The sequence below is a fragment of the Streptomyces altiplanensis genome (assembly GCF_053591575.1).
Genome location: NZ_JBSFUB010000044.1, coordinates 24,977 through 47,381 on the forward strand (window position 1 = coordinate 24,977; position 22,405 = coordinate 47,381).

General features: G+C 70.7%; 18 protein-coding genes and 3 pseudogenes. 11 read left to right on the forward strand and 10 right to left on the reverse strand.

Features of this window, described 5'->3' with window-relative positions:
- Window positions 1–39: 39 nt before the first annotated feature.
- From ACWD0Y_RS20055 to ACWD0Y_RS20075, 5 genes are all read left to right on the forward strand, one after another.
- The gene (locus ACWD0Y_RS20055) at window positions 40–456 is read left to right on the forward strand and encodes a MerR family transcriptional regulator (protein ID WP_450261671.1); all 417 of its coding nucleotides are present in this window, start codon (window positions 40–42) and stop codon (window positions 454–456) included.
- Window positions 457–673: 217 nt separating this feature from the next.
- Complete coding sequence (locus ACWD0Y_RS20060) at window positions 674–1,354, forward strand: DUF4142 domain-containing protein (RefSeq protein WP_450261672.1); 681 nt, start codon at window positions 674–676, stop codon at window positions 1,352–1,354.
- A 3-nt stretch (window positions 1,355–1,357) separates the two neighbouring features.
- Window positions 1,358–1,981, forward strand: coding sequence for a class F sortase (locus ACWD0Y_RS20065; protein ID WP_450261673.1), 624 nt, complete (start codon window positions 1,358–1,360; stop codon window positions 1,979–1,981).
- 489 nt (window positions 1,982–2,470) lie between these two features.
- Window positions 2,471–3,460: a Gfo/Idh/MocA family protein gene (locus ACWD0Y_RS20070; protein WP_450261674.1), complete on the forward strand. Its 990-nt coding sequence runs from the start codon at window positions 2,471–2,473 to the stop codon at window positions 3,458–3,460.
- Between the two features lie 52 nt (window positions 3,461–3,512).
- Entirely contained in the window at window positions 3,513–4,496 is a 984-nt protein-coding gene (locus tag ACWD0Y_RS20075; protein WP_450261675.1) for an aldo/keto reductase, read from the forward strand.
- A gap of 84 nt (window positions 4,497–4,580) precedes the next feature.
- On the opposite strand, the gene ACWD0Y_RS20080 is transcribed toward ACWD0Y_RS20075, so the two are convergent.
- The 4 genes from ACWD0Y_RS20080 to ACWD0Y_RS20095 form a co-directional block, all read right to left on the reverse strand.
- Window positions 4,581–6,059, reverse strand: a complete 1,479-nt coding sequence (locus ACWD0Y_RS20080) for a GH1 family beta-glucosidase (protein WP_450261676.1) — start codon at window positions 6,057–6,059, stop codon at window positions 4,581–4,583.
- A gap of 91 nt (window positions 6,060–6,150) precedes the next feature.
- Entirely contained in the window at window positions 6,151–7,077 is a 927-nt protein-coding gene (locus ACWD0Y_RS20085) for a carbohydrate ABC transporter permease (protein WP_450261677.1), read from the reverse strand.
- 14 nt (window positions 7,078–7,091) lie between these two features.
- Window positions 7,092–8,111 carry a carbohydrate ABC transporter permease gene (locus ACWD0Y_RS20090; protein WP_450261678.1) on the reverse strand — a complete coding sequence of 340 codons (1,020 nt, stop codon included), beginning with the start codon at window positions 8,109–8,111 and terminating at the stop codon, window positions 7,092–7,094.
- A gap of 99 nt (window positions 8,112–8,210) precedes the next feature.
- Complete coding sequence (locus ACWD0Y_RS20095; RefSeq protein ID WP_450261679.1) at window positions 8,211–9,521, reverse strand: ABC transporter substrate-binding protein; 1,311 nt, start codon at window positions 9,519–9,521, stop codon at window positions 8,211–8,213.
- A gap of 285 nt (window positions 9,522–9,806) precedes the next feature.
- Between ACWD0Y_RS20095 and ACWD0Y_RS20100 the strand changes: the two genes are divergently transcribed.
- The 5 genes from ACWD0Y_RS20100 to ACWD0Y_RS20120 all read left to right on the forward strand — a co-directional run bounded on the left by ACWD0Y_RS20100 (window position 9,807) and on the right by ACWD0Y_RS20120 (window position 15,465).
- Complete coding sequence (locus tag ACWD0Y_RS20100) at window positions 9,807–10,823, forward strand: LacI family DNA-binding transcriptional regulator (RefSeq protein ID WP_450261694.1); 1,017 nt, start codon at window positions 9,807–9,809, stop codon at window positions 10,821–10,823.
- Window positions 10,824–11,039: 216 nt separating this feature from the next.
- The gene (locus tag ACWD0Y_RS20105) at window positions 11,040–12,350 is read left to right on the forward strand and encodes an ATP-grasp domain-containing protein (protein WP_450261680.1); all 1,311 of its coding nucleotides are present in this window, start codon (window positions 11,040–11,042) and stop codon (window positions 12,348–12,350) included.
- Between the two features lie 37 nt (window positions 12,351–12,387).
- Window positions 12,388–14,427, forward strand: a complete 2,040-nt coding sequence (locus tag ACWD0Y_RS20110; protein ID WP_450261681.1) for a CocE/NonD family hydrolase — start codon at window positions 12,388–12,390, stop codon at window positions 14,425–14,427.
- A gap of 107 nt (window positions 14,428–14,534) precedes the next feature.
- Window positions 14,535–15,215, forward strand: a complete 681-nt coding sequence (locus tag ACWD0Y_RS20115; protein ID WP_450261682.1) for a TNT domain-containing protein — start codon at window positions 14,535–14,537, stop codon at window positions 15,213–15,215.
- Window positions 15,216–15,225: 10 nt separating this feature from the next.
- A complete protein-coding gene (locus ACWD0Y_RS20120) occupies window positions 15,226–15,465 on the forward strand; it encodes a hypothetical protein (protein WP_450261683.1) in 240 nt (79 codons plus the stop codon).
- A gap of 24 nt (window positions 15,466–15,489) precedes the next feature.
- Here ACWD0Y_RS20120 and ACWD0Y_RS20125 read toward each other — a convergent pair whose 3' ends face one another.
- Window positions 15,490–17,040, reverse strand: coding sequence for an extracellular catalytic domain type 1 short-chain-length polyhydroxyalkanoate depolymerase (locus ACWD0Y_RS20125; RefSeq protein WP_450261684.1), 1,551 nt, complete (start codon window positions 17,038–17,040; stop codon window positions 15,490–15,492).
- A 433-nt stretch (window positions 17,041–17,473) separates the two neighbouring features.
- Here ACWD0Y_RS20125 and ACWD0Y_RS20130 point away from each other — a divergent pair, with 433 nt between their 5' ends.
- On the forward strand, window positions 17,474–17,923 hold the full coding sequence (locus ACWD0Y_RS20130) for a subtilase-type protease inhibitor (protein ID WP_450261685.1): 450 nt from the start codon (window positions 17,474–17,476) through the stop codon (window positions 17,921–17,923).
- Window positions 17,924–18,194: 271 nt separating this feature from the next.
- Here the strand turns inward: ACWD0Y_RS20130 and ACWD0Y_RS20135 are convergent, their stop codons facing one another.
- From ACWD0Y_RS20135 to ACWD0Y_RS20155, 5 genes and pseudogenes are all read right to left on the reverse strand, one after another.
- Window positions 18,195–18,605 (reverse strand): hypothetical protein, encoded by a 411-nt coding sequence (locus tag ACWD0Y_RS20135; RefSeq protein WP_450261686.1) that lies wholly within the window; start codon window positions 18,603–18,605, stop codon window positions 18,195–18,197.
- A 347-nt stretch (window positions 18,606–18,952) separates the two neighbouring features.
- Window positions 18,953–19,975 carry a LacI family DNA-binding transcriptional regulator gene (locus tag ACWD0Y_RS20140; protein WP_450261687.1) on the reverse strand — a complete coding sequence of 341 codons (1,023 nt, stop codon included), beginning with the start codon at window positions 19,973–19,975 and terminating at the stop codon, window positions 18,953–18,955.
- Window positions 19,976–20,038: 63 nt separating this feature from the next.
- Window positions 20,039–20,601, reverse strand: a pseudogene (locus ACWD0Y_RS20145) (ABC transporter permease).
- Window positions 20,602–20,629: 28 nt separating this feature from the next.
- Window positions 20,630–21,370 (reverse strand): annotated as a pseudogene (locus tag ACWD0Y_RS20150) (ABC transporter permease).
- 210 nt (window positions 21,371–21,580) lie between these two features.
- Window positions 21,581–22,213 (reverse strand): annotated as a pseudogene (locus ACWD0Y_RS20155) (ATP-binding cassette domain-containing protein); the annotation flags it as partial.
- Between the last annotated feature and the right edge of the window lie 192 nt (window positions 22,214–22,405).

Consider the following 22,405-nt stretch of genomic DNA (forward strand, 5'->3'; position numbering starts at 1 on the left):
GATGTGAGGGTCAACGCGGCGAGCCGTGAGGTGGATCACATGCGTATCGGAGAGCTGTCGGAGCGCACCGGCACACCCCGGCGACTGCTGCGCTACTACGAGGAGCAGGGGCTGATCGCCGCCGACCGCTCCCCCAACGGCTACCGCGAGTACGACGAACGCTTCGTGGACCGGGTCGCGCAGATCAGGGGACTGCTCGATGCCGGACTGCCGACCCGGATCATCAGACAGATCCTCCCGTGCCTCGACAAGCCCCGGACCATCCACTTCCCCGACGCGACACCGGAGATGCTCGCCACGCTGGAACTCGAACGCGACCGCCTCACCGAACGCATCGAGTGCCTGACCCGCAACAGGGACGCCATGGCCGAATACCTGGAGGCGGTGCGCGGCGACAACCCTCCGGACACCGCCCGCGCGTCCGGCGACCGGGAGGCCGCGCCCGCCACGGTCTGAACCAGCGGGACGAGTACGTGCGGTTTCCGCCCGCGGTGTTTCCGGGGGCGCCCTGAGCGGCCGTGTCGGCTGTTCGCGTGAAATCCGGGAACGAAGCAGGGATTTCGGCGTGTCCGTGGGAGGGATGGCTGCTGGGCGCTGTATCGGCGTCCGTTCCGGGAACCGGTGCGGTGGCGTGATCGCTCGCTGCCCCACCGGAGAGAAGGGAGCAGTTTTCATGCACAGACGACTCGTGCCTGTCACCGCGGCCGCGATGGTCCTCTCCGGCATGTCGATGACGTCGGCGTATGCCGCACCGGTGAGCGCCGGCGACTCCATGTTCGTGAAGGCGGCCCATCAGGGCAACCTTGCGGAGATCGCCGCCGGGCAGGACGCCCGGAAGAACGCCACCACCGCGTGTGTGAAGAAGGTCGGGGCGGTGCTGGTACGCGACCACACCAAACTGGACGCGGACGTGAAGGCACTGGCGGCCAAGCTGAACGTGACGCTGCCGGGGTCCCCGACCCCGGAGCAGAAGAAGCAGCTGGCCGCCGTGCGGGCCAAGGCCGGTACGCCCGCCTACGACAAGGCCTGGCTGAAGGTCCAGGAGGCCGCGCACACGGCGACCCTGGCGCTCATCGACAAGGAACTGTCCGTGGGGAAGAACGCTGAGGTCAAGGCCGCTGCCCGCAGTGCGCGGCCCGTGGTGGCGATGCACCTGGCGATGGTGCGCGGAGGCGTCTGCCACGCCGGCAAGGACGCCGGCAAGGTCCGGGCCGGCAGCGGCGGGCACCTGGCCGCCGGCGAGGACTCGCTCGCCGTGGCGGGCGTCGCCGGTCTGGCCGGCGGTGGGCTGCTCGCCGCAGGCGGAGCCCTCTGGCTCGTACGCGACCGACGCCGCTCCCCCGAGCGCCCTTAGGTCATGGTGGGACGCCGGTTCGCCACCGTGCTGACCTTGTGCGGCCTGGGCGCGATGGCAGCCGGATGGGTGCTGGTCAGCGGCCCGCAGCCGCGCCTCCGGGACGCGGGCACGCTGTCGCCGGTTCGGGGCCCCGCGACGGCAGGCGACGGCGCGCCGGCGTCCCCGCCCCAGAGCATTCGCGGCCCGGGACGGTTCGAGGCCGCGCTCGTGCCGGTCGCCGCGGCGGCCGACGGAGCACTGGTCCTGCCCGAAGAGCCCGGCACCGGCGGGTGGTGGGCGCTGGGCGCCGCCCCGGGCGCCTCCCGCGGAACCGTCCTGGTCGCCGGGCACCTCGACACCCGCGAAAGCGGGCCGGGAGCGTTCGCGGCGCTGCACGAGTTCGAGCTGGGCGCCCGCGTCGTACTGACCGGCGCCGACGGCCGCGCCCACACCTACCGGATCACGGCCCGCCGCAGCTACCGGCAGGAAGCTCTGCCGGGCGATCTGTTCGACTCCGGCGGCGTCGCACGGCTGGCGCTGGTCACATGCGCCGGAGGTTACGACCACGCCACCGGCCGGTACGAGGACAACCTGGTCCTGTACGGTATGCCCGCCACTGCGCCCTCCCTGCCGCAGCGCCGTTGACGTCCGCGTGCGACCGCGGGGCGCGAGGCCACCGGGCCGCGGACGGAACGCGCGAGCACCGGCCTCGCGCGACACCGGGCGTGACAGCCCCGGCCGCGTCGGAGCCGAAACCGTGCGGTCCGGTCACGAGGACGGCGGGGCTCGACGCCCGGTTCGGCGGGGCGGCGCCGGTGGCCGCCGCGAGCCGTCCGCCCCGGCCCGACGCGGACCCGCCGGTCCGGACTCCGGCGCGGGACAGGCAACCGGCCGCGACCGCCCGCGGACCGGGGAGATCGTCCGGGCCGGGCGCGACGTCCGTACGCCGCCGGAACCATCCCCGTGAGCGCGGGCGGCGCCGGTTTCCGTGCCGCCCCGTCCGCGCAAGATCTTCGTCCTTGACAGCGGGTGAAGCCGTGGGTGAGTCTTCGAGCGTCCGATGGGAACGTTCCCATTCGGCCGGGGAGCGCAAGCGCCCGGGCCTCGCCGCACCCGCGCAACAGGAGACAGCACATGTCCGACCGTCCGGTCCGTTGGGGCATCCTGGCCACCGGCCCCATGGCCGCCGCCTTCACCGAAGACCTGTCCCTGATCCCGGAGGCGGAGGTGGTCGCCGTCAGTTCTCGCTCCGAGCACTCCGCCCGGCTCTTCGCCGACCGGTTCTCCATCCCCCGCTCGTACGGCAGCTGGCAAGCTCTCGCGGCGGATCCGGAGGTCGACGTCGTCTACGTCGCCACGCCGCACGCCCATCACCTCGCGGCCACCACCGCCTGCCTCGACGGCGGCAAGGCGGTGCTGTGCGAGAAGCCGTTCGCCCTGAACCGGGCGCAGGCCGCGTCGATGGCCGCGCTGGCGGAGCGTCACTCCCTCTTCCTCATGGAAGCCATGTGGACCTCCCTCAACCCCCTGGTCCGGCGCGTCCGCTCCATGGTCGACGAGGGCCTCATCGGTGAAGTCCGCTCCGTGCACGCGGACTTCAGCGGGCGGGTCCCGCACGTCCCCGGGAGCAGGCTGCGCGACCCCGCCGCCGGCGGCGGTGCCCTCCTCGATCTCGGCACGTACCCCGTGTCGTTCGCCCACCTGCTGCTGGGTCCGCCCGACCGGGTGGCGGCCTGGGCGGACCTCACCGACGAGGGGGTGGACGAGAGCACGGCGATGGTCCTGGGCTACGACAGCGGGGCCATGGCCGTCCTGTCCTGTTCGCTGGCGGCCGACAGCGCGCGCAGCGCCGTCGTCCACGGCACCGCGGGCCGGATCGAGATACCCGCCGACTTCTACAACCCGCGGTCCCTGGTCCTGCGGCGCGACGGACACGACCCGCAGACGCTCGTCGCGGAGCCGCAGAGCGGTAACGGTTACGGCCACCAGGCACGGGAAGTGATGCGCTGCCTGCGGGAGAAGCAGACCCAGTCGGACCTGGTCCCGCTGCGGGGCACCCTCGAGGTCATGGGCACGCTGGACAAGGTCCGCGAACTCGTCGGTCTGCGCTATCCGGGCGAGTGAGCGAGTGAACCACGCGCATGTCCCCCACCCGGCCGAATTTAGGATGCACCCCATGGAACAGCGACTTTTGGGCAGGACCGGCCGGAGCGTCTCCGTCGTCGGGCTCGGTACGTGGCAGCTCGGTGCCGACTGGGGCGCCGTACGGGAGGAGGACGCCCTCGGCGTCCTGGACGCGGCGGTCGACGAGGGGGTCACGTTCTTCGACACGGCCGATGTGTACGGGGACGGGCGCAGCGAGCAGCTGATCGGGCGCTACCTGCGCGAGCGGCCGGACGCCGGTGTGTTCGTCGCCACCAAGATGGGCCGCCGCGCCGAACAGCTGCCCGAGAACTACGTGCTGGACAACTTCCGCGCCTGGAACGACCGGTCACGCCAGAACCTCGGCGTGGACACCCTGGATCTGGTGCAGCTGCACTGCCCCCCGTCCTCGGTCCACTCCTCCGGCGAGGTCTTCGACGCGCTGGACACCCTGGTGGCCGAGAAGCGGATCGCCGCCTACGGCGTGAGCGTCGAGACGTGCGCCGAGGCCCTCGCCGCGATCGCGCGCCCGGGTACGGCGAGCGTGCAGATCATCCTCAACCCGTTCCGCCTCAAGCCGCTCGAAGAGGTGCTCCCCGCCGCTGCCGAGGCCGGCGTGGGCATCATCGCCAGGGTCCCCCTCGCCTCGGGCCTGCTGTCGGGGAAGTACACCAAGGAGACCGTCTTCGCCGGTGACGACCACCGGACCTACAACCGGCACGGCGAGGCGTTCGACCAGGGGGAGACGTTCTCCGGCATCGATTTCGAGACCGGTGTCGAGGCCGCCGCCGAGTTCGCCGCTCTCGCTCCGCACGGGGCGACGCCCGCGCAGACGGCCCTGCGGTGGATCATCCAGCAGCCCGGTGTGAGCAGTGTGATCCCGGGCGCGCGTTCGGCCGGGCAGGCCCGCGCGAACGCGGCGGCCGCTGCGCTTCCGGCGCTGCCCGAGGCGACTCTCAACTCCGTACGGGAGCTGTACGACGAGCGCATCCGCGCGCAGGTGCACCACCGCTGGTAGGCGCTCCGCGTCCTTTGCGCACGACTGGGCCCGGCGTGCTGTGCGCACGCCGGGCCCAGTCGTCGAACAACCAGTAAAATACGGCTACTTGGCCGGTTCCTGCGTCACCGGCAGCGCGTCCGTCGCCGGCAGCGTGCCGGTGCGCGCCACACCGGCGTACCAGCGGGCACTCGCCTTCGGGGTGCGCCGGCCCGTCGGGTAGTCGACGTAGACGGCGCCGAAGCGCTTGCTGTATCCGTAGCCCCACTCGAAGTTGTCGAGCAGGGACCACAGGAAGTAGCCGCGGACGTCCACGCCCGCCTGGATCGCCCGGTGGACCGCGGTGAGGTGGCCGTGCAGGTAGGCGACCCGGTCGGGGTCGATCACCTCGCCCTGCGGGTTGACGTAGTCGTCGAACGCCGCGCCGTTCTCCGTGATCATGAGGGGCAGGCCCGGGAAGTCCTTCTTGAGGCGGAGCAGCAGGTCGTACATGCCACTGGGGTCCACGGCCCAGCCCATCGCCGTGGTGGAGCCCGGAGGCAGGTGGAAGTTCACGTTGTCGGCGCCCGGCCACGGGCTGTGCGCGCTGTTGCCGTGGCCGTCGGAGCCGTGGGCGGCCTCGCCGTCGGCGGCGGAGACCAGGGTCGGCGTGTAGTAGTTGACGCCCAGGAAGTCGAGCGGCTGGCGGATGTCGGCCGTGTCGCCGTCCTGCACGAAGGACCAGTCGGTGAGGTGGGCCGTGTCGCTCAGCAGGTCGGCCGGGTACGCGCCGCCGAGCACGGGGCCGGTGAAGATGCGGTTGGCCAGCGCGTCGATACGGCGGGCCGCGTCCACGTCCTCGGCGCTCTCGGTGAGCGGCCGCACGTGGTGGACGTTGAGGGTGGTGGAGATCTGCGCGTCGCCGGGCAGGGCGGCGCGCAGTGCCTGCACGGCCTTGCCGTGGGCCAGGTTGAGGTGGTGGGCGGCGCGCAGGGCGGCGACGGGTTCGGTGCGGCCCGGTGCGTGGACGCCGGAGGCGTAGCCGAGGAAGGCACTGCACCAGGGCTCGTTGAGGGTCGTCCAGGTCCGTACCCGGTCTCCCAGGGCGTCGGCGGCCAGGGCGGCGTACTCGGCGAAGCGTTCGGCGGTGGCGCGTTCCGGCCAGCCGCCCATGTTCTCCAGTTCCTGCGGCAGGTCCCAGTGGTAGAGCGTGGCGACGGGCTTGATGCCCTTCTCCAGCAGCTCGTCGGTCAGCCTGCGGTAGAAGTCCAGCCCCTTCTGCACCGCGGGGCCGCGGCCGGTGGGCTGGATGCGGGGCCAGGCCAGGGAGAAGCGGTAGGCACCCACACCGAGGTCGGCCATGATGGCGACGTCCTCCTGCCACCGGTGGTAGTGGTCGGTGGCGATGTCCCCGGTGTCGCCGTTGCGGACCTTGCCCGGGGTGCGGGAGTAGGTGTCCCAGATGGACGGGGTGCGCCCGTCCTCCGTCGCCGCTCCTTCGATCTGGTACGCGGCGGTCGCCGTGCCCCAGAGGAATCCCGGGGGGAAGGTGCGGGTGTCGGGGGTCTGCGGAGCGGGCTCGCTGCGTCGGACTGCGGTGACCACGTACGTAAGTCCTTCCGGAAGGGGATGTCAGATGCGTGAGAGGTCGTGCTGGGAGAAAGGAGAGAGGAGGAGGTGAAGGGGCGCCGCGCGCTCAGCCCTTGACCGCTCCCTGCATGATGCCGCCGACGATCTGGCGGCCGAAGACGATGAACATCGCCAGCAGCGGCAGTGTGCCGAGGAGCGCGCCCGCCATGATGACCGACTGGTCCTTGACGTATCCGGCGCTGAGCTGGGTCAGCGCGACGGGCACCGTCGGGTTCTCCATGTTGAGCGCGACGAACGGCCAGAAGAAGTCGTTCCACGCGTGCACGAACGTGATCATGAAGAGGACGGACATCGCCGGGCGGGCGACCGGCAGCACGATGCTCCAGAAGATGCGCAGCGAGTGGGCGCCGTCCACCCGGCCGGCCTCGACGAGCTCGTCGGGCAGTGCCTCACTGAGGTACTGCCTCATGAAGAACACGCCGACCGCGCTGACCAGGGTGGGGAAGATGACGGAGGGCAGCTTCTGGCCCCAGCCCAGGTCACTCATCATCATGAACAGCGGCACGACGCTGAGCTGCGGCGGGACCATCATCGTGCCGATGACGAGCATCAGCAGGAGGTTGCGGCCCTTGAAGCGCAGTTTGGCGAAGGCGAACCCGGCCAGGGTGGCGAACAGCACCGTGGCGGTCGCGATGGAGCCGGCGACGATCAGGCTGTTGAGCAGCGCCTTGCCCATCGCGGCGTCTTCCCACGCCTTGGCCAGGTTGGAGAAGAGGTTCGGGCCGGGGAGGAACGGCGGCGGGGTCTGTGTGACACGGGTGTTGTCCGTCGAGGCCGCCACCATCGTGAAGTACAGCGGGAACAGCGAGGTGAGCGCGGCGATCCCGAGCAGGATGTACGCGAGGGGGCCCGCGTGGTGCTGGCGCCCGGCTCCGGTGCGCAGCAGCCGGCGGCGGCTGCGGCCGCCGGATGCCGTGGTGGTCGTACGCGGGGCGAGCTCGTCCGGCCGGGCCTGGAGGCTGTCGGTGGTCATGGGCTGGCTCCTGGTCAGGATGAGCGGGACGACGTGAGGCGCTGGAGGAGACGCTGCAGCAGGAAGACGAGGATGACGATGAGGAACATCGCCCACGCGACGGTGGCGGCCCGTCCCATCTGGTAGTTCTTCCAGCCCGCCTCGTACAGCAGCAGACCCAGCGTCTGGTACTGGTTGTCGGCGCCGCCGCTGATGCCGTTGGGTCCCTGGCCGAAGATCAGCGGCTCACCGAAGATCTGGGTCGCCCCGATGGTCGACAGCACGATCGTGAAGACGATGGTGGAGCGGATGCCGGGGACGGTGACCTGGCGGAACTGCTGCCAGCGCGAGGCGCCGTCGATCGCCGCGGCCTCGTAGCGGTCGCGCGGGATGGCCTGCATGGCGGCCAGGTACAGCAGCGCGTTGTAGCCGGTCCAGCGCCAGATGACGATCGTCGAAATGGCGAACTGAGCGGGCCACTTGGAGTCTTCCCAGTCGACGCCGTCGACGCCGAACAGCTCGATGAACCAGTTGATCATGCCGAAGTCACGCTCGAACAGCATGGTGAACACGAGTGCCGCCGCGCCCACCGAGGTGGCGTACGGCGCGAGCGCGGCGACCCGGAAGAAGGTCGAGCCGCGCAGCTTGTAGTTGAGCAGGTGCGCCAGGCCCAGCGCCAGCATGAGCTGCGGCACCGTGGAGATGACACCGATGGTGAAGGTGTTGGCGAAGGCGTTCCAGAACTGGTCGTCCTGGATCAGTTCGGTGTAGTTGCCGAACCCCTTCCACTCCATGATGTCCAGAGTGGCGAGCTCCACCTTGTGGAGCGAGATCCAGAACGTGTAGAGCAGGGGGTAAAGGCTGAACGCCGCGAAGATGAGGAAGAACGGCGCCACGAAGCTGTACGGGGCGCCCTTCAGATCCAGACGGTGCAGGAGGTTGCGCCGGCCCTGCTGAGGACGGCCCCCTTCACCACTGGCCTTGTTCTTCTTCGTACCACCGGCCGGAGCCGGCCGGGCTCCTTCGGTGTGGGGGGCAGAGGTGGGGGTGGCCACCGGAGGCCTCCTTCCTTGAGAGTGGGCAGAAGCGGTCCCCGGCGGCCGGGACGGCCGGTGCGGCACATCCGCGGTCGCCGGGGACATCAGGACAGGAGGTCAGCCGACGGCCTTCTTGATGCGCTCGTCGGTGGTGTCCCACGCCTTGCCGGGCTCGGTGCCCTTGTCGACGAGCTGGAGGCCCTGCGAGAAGATGTCCTTGATCGCGCCGTCCTTGCGGCCGAGGACCTGCTCGTCGGGGATCTCCTGCGCGGCGGCGCCGAAGATCTGGCCGGTGGGCGCGTCACTGAAGTACTCGTGCTTGACACTGGTGACTTCGGGCTTGCCCAGCGCCTCCTTGGAGGAGGGCATGTTGCCGAGCTTGCTGAAGATGTACGCCTGCTGCTCGGGCGCGGTGAGCCAGGCGACCAGCTTCTTGGCCTCCTCCTTCACCGGGCTGCTCTCCAGGACGCCGAGGAAGGTGCCGCCCCAGTTGGCGCCCTTCGGAGCCTTGGCGACGTCCCACTTGCCCTTGTTCGCGGGGCCGGCCTTCTCGCTGATGTGGGCGAGCATCCATGCCGGGCACACGGTGGAGGCGAAGGTGCTGTTGGCCAGACCGGGGTCCCAGCCCTTCTGGAACTGCGGCAGCTTGGCGCTCAGGCCCGCCTGCCCGGCCTCGACGGCCAGGTCCCAGGCTTCCTTGATGACGGGGCTGTCCTGGTAGATCAGCTCGCCGTCCTTGTTGTAGAACTGCTCACTGTTGCCGTAGATGCTGGCGTTGAACAGGCCGGAGGAGGCGTCCATGAAGGAGACCTTCTTGTTCTTGTTGCCCGCCTTGAACCGCTTGCCGGCCTCGACGTACTTGGCCCAGTCGCCTTCCCACAGTTTGGCGACCTCCTCGCGGTCGGTCGGCAGACCGGCCTGTTCGAACAGGTCCTTGCGGTAGCAGACCGCCATCGGGCCGATGTCCGTACCCAGACCGATGACCTTCTTGTCCGGGGTGGTGACCTGGCTGAGCTTCCACGGCAGGAAGTGGTCCACGCCCTCGACCTTGGACATGTCGGCGAACTTGTCGGCCCGGGTGTCGACGAGTTCCTTGGCGCGGCCGATCTCTATGCCCTGGATGTCCTTCAGGCCGCTGCCGGCGGCGAGGCGGGTCTGCAGCGCGGTGTAGTACGTCTGCTCGTCACCCGCGACCTCGGCCTTGACGACGACGTTCGGGTTCTCCTTCATGTAACGGTCGAGGAGACCGGTCTCCTTGATGCCCATGACGCCGAACAGCCCCATCGTGATGGTGACCTTGCCGTCCTTGACACCGCCGCCGGTGCCGCCGCTGTCACTGCCGCTGCATCCGACGACCAGGCCGAGTGCGGCCACGGTCGAAACGGCCGACACGACCTTCGTACGCAACAGCTTGTGAGCCCTGCTCATTTAGCCCTCCCAGTGGCGGCGCCGACGCACCGGAGTGCAAGCCCCCCGGCCGGTCCGCTCTGCGGCTTCGATGATGGAGTGGGTACGTTCCCACTTGGTGGTGGGAACGTGCCCACCACGGTTCACGAAGACTGACCGGCGGGCGTTGGGTCTGTCAAGAACTTGAATCCACTTCGTTGCAGACAGATGTCGTCGACAATCTGCTCGGAACCGCGAAGCTCGGTTACTGTCTGGCACAATGCGCTGGTGAACGGCGCCCGGACGCCGCTCTACGAGGAGGAAGCCATGGAGGGAAGGCGACGCCCGACCATCAAAACCGTGGCCGCGAAAGCCGGTGTGGGGCGTACGACCGTCTCACGTGTCATCAACGGTTCGACGCTCGTCAGCGAAGAGGCGCGGGCCGCGGTCCTGGCCGCGATCAACGAACTCAACTACGTACCGAACTCCGTTGCCCGCGGCCTCGTCACCAGCAGGACCAACTCCATCGCGCTCGTGATCCCCGAGTCCGAGAGCCGCCTGGGTTCGGAGCCCTACTTCTCGGCCGTCATCCGCGGAGTCAGTACCGGCCTGGCCGACACCAGGACCCAGCTGCAGCTCATGCTCGTACGGGACAAGGGCGAGCGGGACCGGCTGACCGACTCGGTCGCCGAACGGCGCGTGGACGGTGTGCTGCTGGTATCGGTGCACGAACAGGATCCGCTGCCCGGCCTGCTGGAGGACATGGGCCTGCCCACCGTGCTCGCCGGCCGGCGCTCCCCCACCGAGTCCCTCAGCCATGTCCACTGCGACAACCTCGGCGGTGCGACGGCCGCGGTCCGGCATCTGCTGGAGCGCGGCCGGACGACGATCGCCACGATCGCCGGCCCGCTGGACATGGACGTGGGCCGTACCCGGCTGCAGGGGTGGCGGGACGCGCAGGAGGAAGCAGGCTGTGACACCGGCCAACGACTGGTCGCCTCGGCCGACTTCACCGAGGCCGGAGGCGAACAGGCGATGCGTTCACTTCTTGAAGCTGCGCCTGACCTGGATGCCGTCTTCGTGGCGTCCGACGTCATGGCCGCGGGCGCGATGATGGAACTGCGCAGGCAGGGGCGGCGTGTTCCGCACGACGTGGCCGTGGTCGGCTTCGACGACTCGTTCTTCGCCCGCCACACCGACCCTCCGCTGACGAGTGTGCGCCAGCCCATAGAGCAGATCGGCACGATGATCGCCCGTATCCTGCTCGAGGAGATCGCCGACCCCGAAGCGCCCCGGCAGCACATCCTGCTCCCCACGGACCTCGTCGTCCGCGACTCCTCGTGAGAAGGCCGGCCGGTGACGGCTCCGTCCCCCGGAGCAGCGGGCGCCGGAGACCGTAACCCCGTGCACTCACCTCCCCACCCTCAGGCATACCCGTTGATCAGATGTGTGAGACGGGTCTGAGGAGGAAGGCGATCAGGACGCTCGCGCCGTCAGCGCCCCGTGAGGGAACGCTGCACACCAGGCGACGAAGCGGAACGAGCCGGCCAAGGAGAGCAAGTGAGCGCACGCAAGAACATATTCGTGATCGGCCTGGACGAGGCCAATCTGCCGACTCTGCGGGCCGTGCCCGACGCACAGCAGTACGAGTTCCACCCTCTGCTCACCATCGAGGAACTCCAGCACGGCGAGGTGTCGGTGGCGGAGCTGTTCGAGAAGGCACAGAAGGTGCTCGACGCCTTCGACGGCAGCATCGACGCGATCGTCGGCTACTGGGACTTCCCCGTGAGCACGCTCGTACCGATGCTCAGCAAGCGCTACGGCACGCGCAGCACCAGCCTGGAGTCCGTCGTCAAGTGCGAGCACAAGTACTGGAGCCGGCTGGAACAGCAGAAGGTCGTCGACGAGCATCCGCGTTTCGGCCGGGTCGACCTGGAGGCGGACGATCCGCGCCCGCCCGAGGGCGTGGGCTTCCCCATGTGGCTCAAGCCCGCCCTGTCGTACTCGTCGGAACTCGCCTTCGGCGTCAAGGACCAGGAGGAGTTCCTCGAAGCGGTCGCCGAGATCCGCAAGGGCGTCGCCCGGGTGGGCCGGCCCTTCGAGTACATCCTCGACCGGCTCGACCTGCCCGAGGAGATGGCCGGTGTCGGCGGTCAGGTCTGCCTGGCCGAGGAGGCCCTCTCCGGAATCCAGGTGGCGGTGGAGGGGTACGTCCACAACGGTGAGGTCACCGTCTACGGCGTCCTCGACTCCATCAACTACCCGGATTCCTCCAGCTTCCTGCGTCACCAGTACCCCTCGACCCTGCCCGAGCCGGTGGTACGCCGGCTGCACGACGTGTCCGAGCGGGTGATGCGGCAGATCGGCATGGACTCGGCGACCTTCAGCATCGAGTTCTTCTACGACCCGCGGACCGACGGGATCAATCTGCTGGAGATCAACCCGCGGCACTCCCAGTCGCACGCGGAGCTGTTCAAGTACGTCGACGGCGTCCCGAACCACCACTGCATGCTCAGCCTCGCCCTGGGCAAGGACCCGTCCCTTCCGCACCGGGCCGGCCCGTACAAGGTGGCCGCCAAGTGGTACTACCGGTGGTTCGCCGACGGCGCGGCCCGCCGGGTGCCCACGCCCGAGGACATCGAACGGATCGAGCGCGAGATCCCGGGCGTGCGGGTCGACGTGGTGCCCGAGGAGGGGCAGCGCCTGTCGGAGACCCCGCACCAGGACAGCTACAGCTACGAACTGGCCCACATCTTCACCGGTGGGAACAGCGAAGAGGAGCTGCGGGAGAAGTACGACCGCTGCGTGGCGGCTCTGGGCCTCGCCTTCGACGAGACCACGCCGGGCGGCCGCGACCAGAAGAACGTCTGAGGACCCGGGGACCCGAGGGAAAGGAGCGTCCCGCCGTATGCGTTTCGTGAGCAACCTGCCGTACGAGACGAAGGAAGAGGAGCACGTCGTCATTCCCCTGTCCGACGGCACCCGCCTGTCGGCGCACGTCTGGCGTCCGGTCTCCTCGGACGGGGAGCCGGTGCCTGCGGTACTGGAGTACATTCCCTACCGCAAACGCGACCTGACCGCGGTCCGCGACTCGGTCAACCATCCCTACATCGCGGGCCACGGCTACGCCTGCGTACGCGTGGACCTGCGGGGCACCGGCGACTCCGAGGGAGTGCTGGCCGACGAGTACCTGGAGCAGGAACAGGCCGACGCCGAGGAGGTCCTCGCCTGGCTGGCCGAACAGCCCTGGTGCGACGGCGCCACCGGCATGATGGGCATCTCGTGGGGTGCGTTCGCCGCCCTCCAGACCGCGGCCCGGCAGCCCCCGAGCCTGCGCGCCGTCGTCATCGCGTCCTTCACGGACGACCGGTACGCCGACGACATGCACTACATGGGCGGCGCGATGCTGTCGGACAACCTCGCCGAGGCGGGGACGATGTTCGCGTACGCGACCTGCCCGCCGGACCCCGCGGTGGTCGGCGACCGCTGGCGCGACATGTGGCACGAACGCATGGAGCACACCCGCCCGTGGGTCCTGGAGTGGCTGCGCCACCAGCGACGCGACGACTACTGGCGGCACGCCTCGGTCTGCGAGGACTACGCGGCCGTGCGCTGCCCCGTCCTCGCGTCCAGCGGCTGGGCCGACGGCTACTCCAACGCGGTGACACGGCTGCTGGGGAATCTGGACGTACCGCGCAAGGGCCTGATCGGGCCCTGGTCCCACAAGTTCCCGCACCTGGGCGAGCCCGGCCCGGCCATCGGCTACCTCCAGGAGGTCGTGCGCTGGTGGGACCACTGGCTCAAGGGTGTCGACAACGGCGTCATGGACGGCCCCATGCTCCAGGCGTGGATGCAGGACAGTGTGCCGCCCTCGACGTCGTACGAGGAGCGGCCCGGCCGGTGGGTCGGTGAACCGGACTGGCCCTCGCCGCACATCCGGCCCGTCGCGCATCCGCTGCTGCGCCACCGCATCGTCATGCCGGGGGAAGCGACGCCTCCGGCAAGTGGCAGCGAGGACGCGATGACCGTGCAGTCACCGCTGTCCGTCGGCCAGTTCGCGGGCAAGTGGGCTTCGTACAACGCCCCGCCGGACCTGCCGTACGACCAGCGCGAGGAGGACGGCGGTTCACTGGTCTTCGACACCGGACCGCTGGACGAGCCGGTCGAGATCCTCGGCTCCCCCACCGTCGAGCTCGACCTGTCCGTCAGCGAACCGGTGGCCACCGTCGCCGCCCGCCTCTCCGACGTCGCACCCGACGGGCGTGCCACACGCGTCACCTACGGCGTGCTCAACCTGACGCACCGCGACGGCACGGGCGAGCCCGAACCGCTGGAGCCCGGCCGGCGCTACCGTGCCACCGTCCAGCTCAACGGCGTGGCCCAGGTCTTCCCGCCCGGCCACCGCATCCGGCTCTCCCTGTCCACGTCGTACTGGCCGCTGGCCTGGCCACCGCCCAGGCCCGCCCTGCTGAGCGTCCACGAGGGGTCCAGCACCCTGACGCTGCCGGTGCGCCCGGTGGACGAGCCGGACGAACTGCCGCAGCGCCCCTTCGGCGAGCCCGAGGGCGCCCCGCCCCTCACCACCACCCGGCTGTCGCCTCCCGAGCAGCGCTGGGAGGTCAAGCGCGACCTGATCGGGTACGACTCCGCCCTGGAGATCGTGAAGGACCGGGGCACCGTGCGCATCGACGGGATCGGTCTCGACGTCGGCTGCCGCGCGTACGAGCGCTACACCGCCACGGCCGACGACTTCACCTCCGTCGGCGGGGAATCGGCCTGGACGATGCGGTTCCGGCGGGACGACTGGGACGTACGCGTGGAGACCCGCACCGAACTGCGGTGCAGCGAGACGGAGTTCTTCGTCGACGCGACCCTCGACGGCTACGAGGGGGAACGGCGGGTCTTCTCCCGCACCTGGAACGAGACACTGCCACGGGACGGGCTGTAAACAGTCCCCCTTCGGGGTGATCTGCGCCAACATGCAACGCGGAGAGTGGCCAATCAACTACGCTGCGCCGCGTCGCATGGTGGACCGCACACCCGAGGGGACCCTGAGTGAACCGCATCCGTACCGTACTCGCCGCGCTCGGCATCACCGCCGCGACGGCGCTCGCACCCGCCGCGAGCGCCGTCCCGCAGCAGCACGAGGAACGGCCGGCCGCCGGCGCGTTCCGGCCCGAGCCGTGCACCGGCTCGTTCCGGGACGACGCACGGCTCGGGCCCGAGTGGCTTCCGCGCAAGCACGAGAAGCCGGTGGGCCCGCTGCTGAAGGGCTACCAGCGGACCGGGAAGCTGTCGTCGGAGGACTTCCTGAAGGAGTACTGGCAGGGTCCCGCCGACTCGGGCGGCTGGAAGTACCCGCCCAACGACGGGTTCGGGGAGGTCAACGGCGAGGTGGACAAGGAGCCCACGAAGCTCCGCGACGGCCAGCGCCTGGACCGTTTCGGTTCGGAGTACGGCTCCTACCTGGCGCCTGCCGGTGACCCGTACGCCAAGCGCGCGCTGCCCCCGCAGAACCTGAACACCCGTGAACCGTCGGCGCCGTGCGACTACCGCGTCTACGAAGTCACCAAGCCGTTCTGGGTGTGGCAGGGCAGCATCGCGCCCTGGTTCGAGCAGCCGGGCGGCGGGCAGCAGATCAAGCTCGACCCGGTGTTCCTGAACCCGGGTGAGGGGCAGCGGCTGAATGTGAAGTGGCTGCTGGAGCACGGCTACCTCGAACCGGCCGGCGCGTAGCCTCGTCCCCATGGATCGCCACGAACTGCGGGCCGCGCTGAGCGCGGCGGGAGTGCCCGACGACTGCTTCCGCATCGAGGGCGTCCATGAGCCGGTCCCCACGCCCCCCGACTTCCTGTACCTGAGGAAGAGCCAGGACGGCGGCGGGGCGTGGGAGACCGGTGCGTACGAGCGTGGTGTCTACGAGCCCGTCAGCCGGCACGCGAGCGAGGCCGAGGCCTGCGCGCAGCTGCTGCGTCTGCTCACCTGACCCTCGCGGCCCTTGCGGTCCCGGTCACTCCCATTCCACCGTCAGCGTGGCGGAGGTCCCGGATTTCAGGAAGACGTACGCCGTGGTGGCGGGCGCGGATGCCAGGCGCAGGCGCACCTGGGTCGTCCCCGTGACGTCGACTGCCGTGAAGCCGGCCGACGTCTGCGTGCCGGAGGCGAACCGGCCGATCTCCGCCACCCCGGACGCCGACGCGGCGGCGCTCCAGTCGTCGGCGGCCGTCGCGCAGCCCGCGCCGAAGCAGCCGGACCTGACGTCCAGGAGCATACGGTTTCCGGACGCCCAGGGGTCACCGCTGCCGCTGCCGTACGTCACGGTCAGAAAGGCCCGCTTCACGGTCGCCCCGTCCGGGACGGACGAGGTGTCGAACGAGAACAGCGCGCGGTTGTGCAGCCCGTCCGCGCCCCGGCCCACGGCCACGCCGTAGGTGCCCTCCAGGGTGCCGGCTGCCGGTGCGCCGCCGGTGGCCGACGCCTTCACGTATCCGTCGTCCGCCGCCCGGCTCGGCAGCACCACCGTTTTCGTGCCGTCTCCGGGAAGCGGCGGTGTTCCGCCGCCACCGAGGCCCCAGAACTGTCCGATGCGGTACGCGGCGCACAGATTGACGTCGAGTACGTAGGCACCCGCGACGCCGCACTGCTCCGCGCCGGTCCCGGGGTCGACGGGCTGGCCGTGGCCCATGCCGGTGATCGAGTGGGTCTCCACCACCGGCCGTCCCGCACTGTCGCGGTACACGGCGTGCGGGTAGCCGGCCACGGTGTCCGTGGTGTCGGGCGCCGTGTCCGCGCCGTGGACATGGGTCCACTGCTCGACGGTCTCCGTCATGTTGGCGGGCACGACCGTCGTGTCGCGCGTCCCCTGCCAGACGGAGACGGTCGGCCAGGGGCCCGTGTAACCGGGGTACGCGGCACGGACCTTGTCGCCCCAGGCGGCGGGCGAGAGATCGGTTCCGGGACTCATGCAGCCGTAGGCGGCCGCGACGGAGGTCGCGCAGGCGTACGGCAGGCCGGCCACGGGGGCGCCGGAGGCGAAGACGTCGGGGTACGCGGCCAGCATGACGTTGGTCATGGCCGCGCCCGCGGACAGTCCGGTGGCGTAGACGCGGGAGGGGTCGCTGCCCAGGTCCGTCTTCATCCGGTCGGTCATCTGCTTGACCGACAGCGCCTCGCCCGAGCCGCGTCTGATGTCCGCGGACTCGAACCAGTTGAAGCAGGAGTTGAGGTTGTTGCCGGACTGCTGCTGCGGCAGCAGGAGCGCGAAGCCCCAGCGGTCGGCCCAGGTCGTCCAGCCGGTCTCCGTGTCGAACGCGGCGGCCGACTGCGTGCAGCCGTGCAGTGCCACGACGAGGGGGCGGCCGGCCGGCAGGCCGTCCGGAACGTACCGGAACATGCGCAGGTTGCCGGGGTTCGTTCCGAAGCCGGTGACCTCGGTGAGCGACGCGGCCCGGGCGGTGGGCGCGAAAGCCGTCCAGCCGGTGCCGAGCAGTGCGGCCAGCAGTGCCAGCAGGACCGCGACGGCGGGGAGTCTCTTCTGCGTACGAGGTGGGTGTGGATCCATGGCGGCTCGCTCCTTCACAAGGGCCCCCGTCCGGAGAGGGACTGTAGGGCCGGCCGTACGCCGCGCAGGAGGGGGCGACGCCACCTTCACCCGGCACGCGCGATGTGGTCCGGGCACGTTGCCGTCCCGCGCGAAGCGGCCCGCACAGCGATGTTTTTCAGTCGAAGCGGCATGACCGAAGAATGAACCACCTGAGCATAAGACCAGGTCAGACGGTCGTTTTGCGTTGTACCACCGACGCTTGTCCACATGATGGACACCCCGCCGTACGGCATGCGCACCGTCCCCGAGCTGCCCGAACGACCATTCGGTCACCGCCGCCCGGCCGCCCGCGGCCGGAATGGGGCGATCGGTGTGCGTTCACCGTCCGCATCAGCAACACTCCACAGCGCAACAACCCCGTAACCGGCCTGAAACCAGAGGAGAACCATCCATGCGTCACATCCGGAACACGTTCGGCGCCGTCGGCGCGGCGGCCGCCCTGACGCTCACGGGCGCCGTCACCACGGGCACCGCGCACGCGCAGCCGGCCGCCGGGGCGACCGGCCTCTACGCACCGTCCGCCCTGGTACTCACCATGGGCACGGGCGAGGAAGCCGCCACGGCGACCGTCGGACGGGCCGTGACGCTGAGCTGCGCCCCCCTGCCCGGCGGCACCCACCCGTCCCCCGGGGCCGCCTGCGAGGAGCTGCGCGCCGCGCACGGCGAGTTCTCCGGGCTGGTCGACACGTCGCCGCAGCGGAGCTGCACGCGCGAGTGGGACCCGGTCGTCATCACCGCCCAGGGCGTGTGGCAGGGCAAGCCGGTCTCCTGGTCGACCACCTTCGGCAACGTATGCGAGATGGAGGGAGGCCTGACGGAGAGCGCGCTGTTCTCCTTCTGACCGGCCCCGCGCACGGGAAAGCCCCGGCTGGTCGGGGGAAACCAGCCGGGGCGGCAAGGGTGCGGGAGCGGAGGGCGGTCGCCTCTCGGCGAGTGACTCCATGGGGCTTCAGCCGAACGATCTTCCCCATGGGCCTGAGGTGAGGCCCGGGGACACTGTCCCCTCCGTACCCACACATGATTGAACGGCCAACCACCTGCGGATGTTCCGCTCCCTCCCGGGTTCCGGCGTGATGTGCGCCACTGGCCGGCGCGACCCGGCTCCGGTCCTGTCAGGCGGCGGAGCGGCGGCCGAGCAACGCGCCCGCGACGATCCGGGCGGGCGGGCACAGGGTCTGGCCGCGGGCGGCGAAGAGGGCGTCCCGCGAGGAGAAGCGCCCGAGGTCCTGCCGCACCAGAGCGGACAGGCCGAACGAGGAGCAGCCGTCCGCGCCGCAGGTCCAGCCGTCCCAGTCCACGGCGGTGGAGGCCAGGGCATCGAAGAGGGTCTGTGGTCCCGTGTTGGTGAAGCCCGCCGGGTTGGCCGCGCCGAGCGCGCCGAGGGGCGCGTACAGCTCGGACACGCCCGCCCATTCCCGCCCGAGCCGGAACTCCGGCCAGGCCAGGAGGACCGTGTCGCGGACGGTCCCCGCTCTCACCGGCGGCGGACCGGGCGTCCGCGAGCAGTCGCCGGACCCGCGCATGACGCCAGTCGAGGACCGCGGTCGGCGCGGTGGAGCCCCGGTTCCCGTCGGCCCGGGGCGCGGCGGGTCGCCGGTGTCGCCACCACGGAGTCAGCACCACGCTCGTCATGGACGGGTGCTACGGGGCGCCGCCACCGCCGTCGTCACGGGGCCGTCGTACGAGCAGAGGCGCCTTGGTGTCACGTCACCCGGCGCCCCTCAAAGCCAGGGCCGTGGCGAGGCGGGTTCCGGGGGCCGGTCCCCGGGAACAGTGCCGGACGGCTCGCGGTGCACGGTGGGGCGGGGCGCCGGGGATCCTCGTGACGAGCGAGCGGGTGGACGGCCGGGACGGGCTCATCGGCCGTCCCTCACGTTCCGGCCCGCCGGGGCGTGGTCGATTCGCGGACGACGAGGCGGTAGCCGGGGCGGGCCCGCCGGGGTTCGGGCACCGGGCTTCCCGAGAGCCGTTCCACGAGGCTGTCGACGGCGAGCCGGGCGATGGCCTCCTTGTCCGGCGAGATCGTGGTGAGCGTGGTGGTTCCGTACCGGCCCTCCTCGATGTCGTCGAAGCCGACGACGGCGACGTCGGCCGGGATGCTCAGCCCGCGCTCGGTGAGCGTGCGCATCGCCCCGACGGCGATCAGGTCGTTGTACGCGAAGACCGCGTCGGGGCGTTCCCCGCGGTCGAGGAGGGACGCCATGGCCGCGGCCCCGTCCTCGCGGCCGTACCCGTCGGTGACCACCACGAGTGCCTCGTCGGGCGTGATGCCCGCGGCGGCGAGCTCCTCGCGCCAGCCGCGCAGCCGCAGGTGGGCCGGCTGGCGTTCGCGGCCCGTGCGCGAGCCGAGGAAGGCGATGCGGCGGTGCCCCCGGTCGACGAGGTGCCGTACGGCGGTCCTGGCCGCCGCCACGTTGTCGATCGCGATGTGGTCGTACGGGGCTTCGTACTCGCGCTCGCCCAGCAGGACCAGCGGCGCGGTCTCCTCACGCGCCATCAGGTCCTCGGTCTCCAGGTGGATGGGGCTGAGGATCAGGCCGTCGATCACATGGGACCGGAAACCCTGACTGACCAGGAGTTCCTTCTCCCGCAGTCCGGCGGTGTGGTCGACGAGGACGGTGTAGTCGTGCCGGGCGGCCGCGTCGACGACCGCGCCGGCCAGTTCCGCGAAGTACGGGTTGCCGAACTCGGGCACGGCGAGGGCGATGATGCCGGTACGGCCCTTGCGCAGGTGGCGTGCGGTGAGGTTGGGACGGTAGCCGAGTTCGTCGATGGCCTGCTGCACTTTGGCCCGCATGGTGGGGGTGACATGCTGGTAGTTGTTGACCACGTTCGACACGGTCTTGATGGACACGCCCGCCCGTTGCGCAACGTCCTTGAGGCTGACGCCCACGGCTCTCCTTGACTCGGCCCGGCCGGATGTACCGGATCCGGCGCTCCAGGTGGTTCGGATGGTTCAGGTGGTTCTGCGGCTGCGTGCCAGGTAGCGCTGTGCCACGACGACAACGATAAGGAAGCCTCCGCTGGCCACCGACTGGTACGAGGAGTTCAGCGAGCCGATCTCGTTGATCAGGTTCTGGACGATGAAGGGCGCCATCCCGGCGTGGGCGATGAGCAACCCGTTGAGCAGGCCGAACGCGCCGCCCACCACCAGAGGCACCAGCAGCGCGGGGAAGAACCCCCACGGCGACGCCCAGGCGGCGAGGACGCCGCCGAGCGCGAACACGGAGCCGACCGACAGGTCGATGCCGCCCGTGATGACGACCAGGGTCATGCCGAGGGCGACCACGGCGGGGAAGGACGCCTGCACGGTCACACCGCGGGCGTTGTCCAGGGTGGCGAACGTCGGGTAGACGAACGAGGCAGCGAGGCGATGAGCACGACGGCCAGCAGCACCGCGAGAACGCCCTGGCGCCGCAGGAGTTCCGCGACGCGCCGCTTGACGGCCGGTTCGGCGGCGCGCGCCGGGCCCGGGGCGCTGCCGCCGGCCGGGGCGGGCGTCTTCACCGGTGTGCGCACCGGAGAGCCGGGTGCGGGGTGGTTTCGTTCATCGGGACCGACGCTCCCGGGCGACGTAGACGGCGGCGATGATGATGGCCGCCTGGGCGATCTGTGCGGTGGAGCCGGGCAGGTCGTGCTTGACGGGCAGTCCGGCGAGCGCGACGGCGGAGCGGTTGCCTCCGATGGCGACGACCTGGCGTCCGAAGGTGGTGCGCCGGACCAGGAAGGCGACGGCGGCGGCGAGCACCCCGGCGACGAGGACGACCAGGGGGACGCCGAGGAAGGAGCCCGTTCCCAGGGCGAGCAGGTCGGGGTTGACGATCTGCTTGAGCTGTCCGTCGGCCATCACCAGGGCGAGCCTCCGGCCGCCGACGAACAGCGCGAGGGTGGCGACGATGGGTTGCAGCCCGACCAGCGACACCAGGGAACCGTTGACGGCTCCGACGACCGCGCCGGCGAGGAGGGACACGACGAGCGCCGGGACGAGCCCGTACCCGAGGCAGAGCGGCAGGAACGCGGCGGCGAGTGCCATGGTCGAGCCGACCGACAGGTCGATGCCCTCGGTGCCGATGACCAGGGCCATGCCCAGCGCCACGATGACGACGGGGGGGCGACCTGGACGAGCTGGGTGCGCAGGTTGTCGGCGGTCATGAAGTGCTCGGTGAACAGCGCATTAAAAAAGGAGCAGTACGGCTACGGCCACGTACACGCCGTATCCCTGGTACCAGGCGGGATCACGCAGCCGCGCCAGGGGGCGTGCGGGCGGGAGGGTGGCCTGGGCGGTCATCGCGGGTCCTCCTGAGCGGCCGGGGCCGGGGCCGGAGTCTGGTCCTGGGCCGGGGCCGGGGCGGCCTTCTCTCCGGGCGTCGGTGAGCCGGCTCTCTCCGACGTCGTCTCCCGCCGGTTCGCCCGCGACGGCGCCGCCGTCGATGCCGCGGGTCGGCTCGTCCAGCAGGAGGACCTCGGGTTCCAGGCAGAGCCGGCGGGCCAGCGGGACTTTCTGCTGGTTGCCGCCGGAGAGTTCGCCGACCTTCCGTTCGGGGCTCGACGCCTTGATCCGCAGTCGCTTCATGAAGAGGTCGACGATGCGGTCCTGCTTGGCACGGGAGACCACGCCGGCACGGGAGAGGCGGGGCATGGCGGCCAGCACGATGTTCTCGCGCACGGACAGACCGGGGACGATTCTTTCGGCCTTGCGGTCCTCGGGCAGCAGGCTGATGCCCGCGCGGACGGCGCCCGCCGAGGTGAGGCGGCGCAGCGTGCGGCCGCCGACGGTGATCTCTCCCGAGTCCAGGCGCAGTGCTCCGGCCAGCGCCTTCGCCGTCCCGCTGCGGCCGGAGCCGAGGAGGCCGCCGAGGCCGAGCACCTCACCGCCGTACAACGACAGCGACACGTCGTGGAGTTGGTGGCGGCTGGAGAGACCGGTGGCGGTGAGCACGGGGACGCGGGACGCGTTGTGCCCCTCGGCGGCGAAGCTGGTCAGGCCGGTGCGTCCGGCCTCGGCCGGGTCGCGGCCGAGCATCATCGACACGAGCCGCATCCGGTCGAGGCCGGCGAGGTCGCCGGTGTGGAGGTGGCGGCCGTCGCGGAGCACGGTGACGCGGTCGCGGATCCGGTAGAGCTCGTCCATCCGGTGGCTGACGCAGAGGACGGCGATGCCCTGGCCGCGCAGGCTCGCGATGACCCCGAAGAGGGTCTGCACCTCGCGCGGTTCGAGTGAGGAGGTTCGAGCCGCCGTCCTCACCGAAGGACCGAAAGCGCTTCGCACCCATGAGGTGCGGCACGCAGTCGAACATTCAGCCACAGCCCCAAGCGCACCACA